The sequence below is a fragment of the Actinacidiphila sp. bgisy144 genome, from assembly GCF_057708105.1.
In genome coordinates this window covers 1-8260 of sequence record NZ_JBYIRM010000073.1, presented here as the reverse complement: position 1 = coordinate 8260, position 8260 = coordinate 1, and the positions used below count along the sequence as shown (strand labels likewise).

The window sequence follows — 8260 nt, the reverse complement described above, 5'->3', positions numbered from 1 at the left end:
AAGACTCAATCCGGTCTCCGCAACCAGCCGGTTGCGGAGCTCCAGCGCGGTCAGCGAGTCGATGCCCATCTCACGGAACGCCCGCTCGGAGTCGATCTCAGCCGAGCTGGCATGACCAAGCACAACAGCGGTGGCCTCCTGAACGGTCTGCAGGACTTCCTGCTCACGCTCCACGGGAGAGAGCGGGGCCAACCGAGCCGCCAAGCCACCTACGTCCGCGGCCACGGCTGCCGTCGGGCGTGCGGAGACACCACCGGCAGCCAAGCCGCGCAGCAGTGCGGGCACCGGCCGACCTCCACGAGACAGCCCCGTCAGCTCCAGGCGGGCCGGGACCGCCAACGGCGCACCCCACGCGGAAGCAGCCTCGAACAACGCCAAACCCTGCTCCGTCGTCAACGGCTGAACACCGCCGCGGCGCAGACGAGACCGACCCGCGCCCTCCAGCTGCTCGGTCATCTCCGAGGTCTGGTCCCACAGCCCCCACGCCAGCGACTGACCAGCCAGATGCCGATCCCGGCGATAGACGGCCAACGCGTCCAGGAACGCGTTCGCCGCCGCGTAGCTGCCTTGCCCCGCGCTGCCCATGACCGCCGCGGCCGAGGAGTACAACACGAACCCGGCCAAGCCCGCGTCCTCGGTCAGCTCGTGCAGGTTCCACGCCGCGTCAGCCTTCGCCGACAGCACCGGCAGCATCCGCTGCGGCGTCAACGACTCCACGGTGGCGTCGTCGATCACCCCGGCGGCATGCACCACCGCCGTCAACGGACGCTCCACCGCAACCTTGGCCAGCACCGAGGCGAGGGCATCCCGGTCGGCGGCATCACCGGCCACCACCCGCACCTCAGCACCCAGCTCAGCCAACTCCGCGACCAGACCAGCCGCGCCCGGCGCCGCCGGACCGCGCCGCGACAACAACACCACATGCCGCATACCACGCACGGTGACCAGGTGCCGAGCCAGTTCCCCACCCAGGGTCCCCGTCCCGCCGGTGACCAGGACGGTGCCGTTTGGGTCCCACTGGGCGGGGACGTTCAGTACGACCTTGCCGATGTGCCGGGCAGCCTGCAGATGACGCAATGCCGCGACCGCCTGCGACAACTCGAAACACGTCACCGGCGGCGGCTTCAGCGCCCCGGCCTCGAACATCACCCCGAGCTCAGCGAACATCTCCCCGATCCGGTCCAGACCAGGGTCCATCAGGTCGAATGCTCGGTAGACCACTCCCGGGTATGCCTGGGCGACCTGCTCGGCATCACGGATATCGGTCTTGCCCATCTCGACGAACCGACCCCCGCGCGGCAGCAACCGCAGCGAGGCATCCGTGAACTCTCCCGCCAAGGCGTTGACGACCACGTCCATGCCTTCGCCACCGGTCACGGCCAAGAACCGCTCGCAGAACGCCAGATCCCGCGTCGACGCAATGTGGCTCTCATCGATGCCCATCGCCCGCAACGCGGCCTGCTTCGCCGGACTCGCGGTGGCGAAAACCTCCAAACCCCATTCCTGAGCCAATTGCACCGCAGCCGTGCCCACCCCGCCGGTCCCGGCATGGATCAACACCCGCTCACCCGGACGGACCTGAGCCAAGTCCCGCAGCGCATAAAACGCCGTCAAGAACCCCACCGGCACCGCAGCAGCCTCCTGGAACGACCACCGCCGCGGCACCGCAGCAAGCAGTCGACTGTCCACCACCCCCACCGGCCCCCACCCCGGCACCAAACCCATCACCGGCTCACCCACAACCAGGCCGGTGACTCCGGGACCGATCTCCAGCACCACGCCCGCGCCTTCCCCGCCCAGCATCCGGCCGTCCGCAACCATTCCCAGACCGGCGACCACATCGCGGAAGTTCACGCCCGCCGCGCGCAGGCCCACCCGGACCTGACCCGGCAACAACGCCACGCCCGCCTCGGGAGCATCGACCACAGCAGCACTGCCCAGATCACCCGGCTCCGCCACCTCCACCCGCCAACCCGAACCAGCGGGAAGCGCCAAATCCCCGGACGCACCCGCCCGGACCAGCCGACGCCCGAACACCACGGTCCCGCCGTCAGCAGTAGCAGGGCGGATGCGGACCTCCGGCTCATCAGCACCCAGCACCGCAGCCAGCACGGTGTCCACGTCAACGTCCCGGGTCGGGTCCAGGTCGGTGGCCGGGTCGACGTCGACCAGCAGCACACGCCCCGGATGCTCCGACTGCGCCGAACGCACCAAACCCACCACCGCCGCGCCCGCCAGATCCTGCCCGGTGGCCACACCCTGGGTCCAGACCACCAACCGCGCATTGTCCGTCTCGGAATCGGCCAGCCACTCCTGCACCCAACCCAACACCGTCACAGCAGCCTGGTGGGCCGCCTGCGGCGCCGAAACCCCCGATGGGGCAGCCGGCACTGGCGCCACCACCACCGGAGCCACCTCGGACCCGACCGACTCACCATGCCGCACCCACTGCACCACGGCGGTGTCAGGGGTCTGCGGGGCAGGCAGCGGAACCCAATCGACGGTGAACAGCGACTGCCGCACCTGCCCACCGGCCCCAGTGAGCAGACCAGCCGGAACCTCACGCAACGCCAGCGACCGTGCTTGCAAGACGGGTTCACCGACAGCATCGAAAGCCGTGACCGAGACCCCGCCCGACCCGGGCGCCAGCACCACCCGCAGGTGGCGGGCACCGCCCGCCAGCAGCCGCACCCCCGACCACACGAACGGCAACCCCGTCCCCCCACCGTTGCCGTTGCTACCACCGGCAGCCAGAAGACCGTGCAGAGCGGCATCAAGCAGAGCGGGATGCAGACCAAACCCCGCAACATCCGCATCCGCGCTCTGGGGCAGCTCCACCTCGGCATAGACCGTGTCCCCGGCCCTCCACACCTGCCGCAGCCCCTGGAACGCCGGACCGTAACCGTAACCCTGCCGAGCCAACCTGTCGTAGGCATCGTCGACCGGAACCGACACCGCACCCGCCGGCGGCCAAACGGACAGCGGAGCCGGAGCCGGCTCAATGCCGGCCGGGGCCAACTCGCCCACCGCGTGCCGCACCCACTCGCCCTCCCCCTCGCGAGAGGAGACCGTGACCGTTCGCGGACCATCGCCGTCACCGACACGGACCTGCAACTGCACGCCGCCAGAGGCGGGAAGGACCAGGGGCTCCTGGAGCGTCAGTTCCTCCAGGACACCGCACCCCGCCAGGTCCCCGGCGTGGACGGCCAGGTCGACGAATGCGGTGCCGGGTAGCAGCACCGTGCCGTGGACCGCGTGGTCGGCCAGCCACGGCATCGCAGCCAGCGACAACCGACCCGTCAACACCAACCCATCACCATCAGCCAGCCACACCGCAGCCGCCAACAACGCATGCCCAGCGGCCTGCACACCCGCCGACGGCAGACTCCCCGCCCCCACAGCGGCCTTCGGCCAGTAGTGCTGCCGCTGAAACGCATACGTCGGCAGCCCAACCTTCACCGCCCGACCCTCATCAGCGGTCACCGCGGCCCAGTCCACCTCCACGCCCGCCGACCAAGCGCCCGCCAGTGCGGTCAACCAACGGTCCCGGCCGCCATCACCACGCTGCAAACTGGCCGCCGCGACCAGGCCCTCACCCGCCTGCGCAACCGCCATACCCAACACCGGATGCGGACTGACCTCCACAAACACCCGATGCCCCTCAGCCACCAACCCGGCAACAACCTCACCAAACCGCACCGGCTCCCGCAAATTCCGATACCAATACCCCCCATCCAGCTGGGCGGTATCCACCACCCGCCCCTCAAGCGTCGAATAAAACGGCACCGCACCACTGACCGGGGACAGTCCCGCCAGATCCTCAGCCAGACTCTCCCTCACCGCCTCGACATGCGCGGTGTGGGAGGCGTAGTCGACCGCGATCCGTCGCGCCCCGCGCTCCGCGAACGCCTCCGCGAACTCCGCACACGCATGGGCGGCGCCGGCCACCACGACCTGGCGGGGAGCGTTGACCGCCGCGATCGACAAGTCCCCTTCCCAGCGGGCAATCCACTCCCCCACCTCGGCCAGACCGGCCGGCACCGACACCATCCCGCCCGTGCCCGCCAGATGCCCGGCCAACGCCCGACTACGCAACGCCACCACCCGCGCGCCGTCCTCCCACGACAACCCACCCGCCACACACGCCGCCGCGATCTCCCCCTGACTATGACCCACCACCGCAGCCGGCTCCACCCCCACCGAACGCCACAACGCGGCCAAACTCACCATCACCGCCCACGACGCCGGCTGCACCACCTCCACCCGCGACAACAACCCCTCATCCCCCAACACCTCACGCAACCGCCAACCAACAAACGGCTCCAACGCCGCCGCGCACCGCTCCATCGCCGCCGCGAACACCGGCTCCTCCTCCCACAACCGCACCCCCATCCCCACCCACTGCGCACCCTGCCCCGCAAACACAAACACCGGCCGCGACACAGAACCAGCAACCCCCGCCACCACCCCGGCCGACTCCCGCCCCGACGCGGCAGCAGCCAGCCCCTCCAGCAACTGGCCACGGTCCCGGCCGACCACCGCAAGCCGGTGCGAGAACCCCGTCGTCCGCGTCACCGCCAACGACAACGCCACATCCCCGACCGAGACCTCAGGGCGAGCGTCGACGAACTCAGCCAACCGACCCGCCTGCGCCACCAACGCCGCATCAGACCGCGCCGATACCACCCACGCCACCGCACCCGCAGACTCCGGCCCATCCTGGGTAGGAGCCTCCACGGCAGGGACGTCCAGGGCAGGGACATCCTCTGCAGGCTGCTCGAGGATGAGGTGGACGTTGGTGCCGCTGATCCCGAACGCCGACACACCCGCCCGCCGCGGACCAGAACCCGCCGGCCACTCACGCGGGGCGGTCAGCAGCTCGACTGCTCCGGCCGACCAGTCGACGTGGGAAGACGGGGCGTCGACGTGCAGGGTCTGCGGCAGTATCCCGTGCCGCATCGCCTGCACCATCTTGATCACACCCGCGACACCGGCAGCCGCCTGCGTGTGACCGATATTCGACTTCACCGACCCCAGCAACAACGGACGCGCCGGATCACGATCCTGCCCGTACGTGGCCAGCAGCGCTTGTGCCTCGATCGGATCACCCAACGCCGTGCCGGTGCCGTGCGCCTCGACCACATCCACATCACCAGCCGCCAGACCCGCGCTTGCCAACGCCTGCTGGATCACCCGCTGCTGGGAGGGACCGTTCGGCGCCGACAGACCGTTACTCGCCCCGTCCTGGTTGATCGCGCTACCGGCTACCACCGCCAGCACCCGGTGCCCGCGCGCGCGAGCGTCCGACAACCGCTCCAGCACCACGACGCCAACGCCCTCACCCCACCCGGTGCCATCAGCCGCCTCCGCGAACGGCTTGCACCGCCCATCGCTGGCCAATCCCCGCTGCCGCGCAAACTCCGTGAACGTCCCAGGCGAAGCCATCACCGTGACACCACCGGCCAACGCGATCCCACACTCCCCCGACCGCAACGCCTGCGCCGCCAGGTGAATCGCCGTCAACGACGACGAACACGCCGTATCAATCGAAACCGCAGGACCCTGCAACCCCAGCGCATACGCCACCCGCCCCGACGCCACACTCGCCGTCGTCCCCGTCAGCCCGTAACCACCCGCACCGTCCTGCCCACCGACCCGATACCCCGACGCGATGATGCCGGCATAAACCCCCGTGTCCGTGCCCCGCAACGTCCCCGGCGCTATGCCCGCGTCCTCCAACGCCTCCCAACACGTCTCCAACAACACCCGCTGCTGCGGATCCATCCCCAACGCCTCACGCGGACTGATCCCAAAGAACTCCGCATCGAACCCACCCGCACCCTCCAAGAACCCACCCACCTGGGCATAACCCGCACCCCCATCACCGGAATCCGGGTCCGGCAGGCCGGCCACGTCCCAGCCACGGTTCGCCGGGAACCCCGACATCGCATCGGAGCCTTCCGCAACCAACCGCCAGAAACCCTCCGGGTCCTCCACCCCACCCGGGAACCGACAACCCATCCCCACAATCGCCACCGGCTCATCCACCCCGACACGGACCGCGGATACAGTGGCCACGCCGTCGGTCCCACATGCCTCTGCGACCAGATACCTAGCAAGTTCCAGCGGGACGGGGTAGTCGAAGATCAGGGTTGCGGGAAGGCTCAGGCCGGTCTCGGCCGCGAGCCGGTTGCGGAGCTCCAGCGCGGTCAGCGAGTCGATGCCCATGTCCTTGAAGGCCCGCTGTGGATCGATGTCCCCGGGCCGGGCGTGGCCCAGGACAACGGCCGCGGCGGCCCGAACGACCTGTAGGACTTCCTGCTCGCGATCGGCCGGACCGAGCGCGGCCAACCGGACCGCCAGGCCACCCGCGTCCGCGGCCACGGATGCGGTCGGGCGGGCGGGAGCGCCCCCAGCCAGACCCCGCAGTAGCGCGGGCACCGGCCGACCTCCACGAGACAGCCCCGTCAGGTCGAGGCGGGTCGGGACCGCCAACGGCGCGCCCCACGCAACCGCGGCCTCGAACAACGCCAGACCCTGCTCCGTCGTCAACGGCTGAACACCGCCGCGGCGCAGACGGGACATACCGGTGCCGTTGAGATGCCCGGTCATCTCCGAGGTCTGTTCCCACAGGCCCCACGCCAACGACTGACCGGCCAGATGCCGATCCCGGCGATAGACCGCCAGGGCGTCCAGGAACGCGTTGGCGGCGGCGTAACTGCCTTGTCCCGCGCTGCCCATGACCGCCGCGGCCGAGGAGTACAGCACGAACCCGGCCAGTCCCATGTCCTCCGTCAGCTCATGCAGGTTCCACGCCGCGTCAACCTTCGCCGACAGCACCGGCACCATCCGCTGCGGCGTCAACGACTCGACCGTCGCGTCATCGATCACACCGGCGGCATGCACCACCGCCGTCAACGGCCGCTCCACCGCAATCTTGGCCAAGACCGAGGCGAGAGCATCACGGTCGGCGGCATCGCCGGCCACCACCCGCACCTCCGCACCCAGCTCAGCCAACTCCGCAACCAGACGCGCCGCGCCCGGTGCGGCCGGGCCGCGCCGCGACACCAACACCAAGTGCCGCATACCACGCACGGTGACCAGGTGCCGGGCCAACTCCCCACCCAACGTCCCCGTCCCACCGGTGACCAGGACGGTGCCCTGCGGGTCCCAGGCGGCGGGGACGTTCAGCACAACCTTGCCCACATGCCGGGCAGCCTGCAGATACCGCAATGCCCCGACCGCCTGCGACAACTCGAAACACGTCACCGGCGGCGGAGTCAGCGTCCCCGCCTCGAACATCACCCCGAGCTCAGCGAGCATCTCCGCGATCCGCGGCACACCGGCATCCATCAGATCGAAGGCCTGGTAGATCACCCCGGGGTATGTCTGGGTGACCTGCTCGGGGTTGCGGATATCGGTCTTGCCCATCTCGACGAACCGACCACCACGCGGCAACAACCGCAGCGAGGCATCCGTGAACTCCCCCGCCAGAGCATTAACGACCACATCCATACCCGCACCACCGGTCACGGCCAAGAACCGCTCACCAAACGCCAGATCGCGTGTCGAGGCGATGTGGCTCTCATCGATGCCCATCGCCCGCAACGCCGCCTGCTTCGCCGGACTCGCGGTCGCGAAGACCTCCAAACCCCATTCCTGAGCCAACTGCACCGCAGCCGTACCCACCCCGCCGGTCCCGGCATGGATCAACACCCGCTCACCCGGACGGACCTGAGCCAGATCCCGCAACGCATAAAACGCCGTCAAGAACCCCACCGGCACCGCAGCAGCCTCCTGGAACGACCACCCCCGCGGCACCGCAGCCACCAGCCGCCTGTCCACCACCCCCACCGGCCCCCACCCCGGCACCAAACCCATCACCGACTCACCCACCACCAGACCATCCACCCCGGGACCGGTCTCCAGCACCACCCCCGCGCCTTCCCCACCGAGCATCCGGCCGTCCGCAACCATTCCCAGACCGGCAACCACATCGCGGAAGTTCACACCCGCCGCCCGCAGACCCACCCGGACCTGACCCGGCAACAACACAGCGCCCGCCTCGGGAACATCGACCACCGCAGCACTGCCCAGATCACCCGGCTCCTCCACCTCCACCCGCCAACCCGAACCACCAGGCAACACCAACTCACCCGACGCACCCACCCGGACCAGCCGACGCCCGAACACCACCACAGTCCCATCCCCGGAACTGATGCGGACCTCGGGTTCATCAGCACCCAAGGCCAAGGCCAGG

General features: G+C 69.7%; 1 protein-coding gene. It reads right to left on the bottom strand.

Annotation, left to right across the window (positions count from 1 at the left end; genetic code table 11):
• On the bottom strand, nt 1-8199 hold an 8199-nt coding region (locus AC3EVP_RS36560), incomplete at its 3' end, for an SDR family NAD(P)-dependent oxidoreductase (RefSeq protein WP_488179851.1).
• Between the last annotated feature and the right edge of the window lie 61 nt (nt 8200-8260).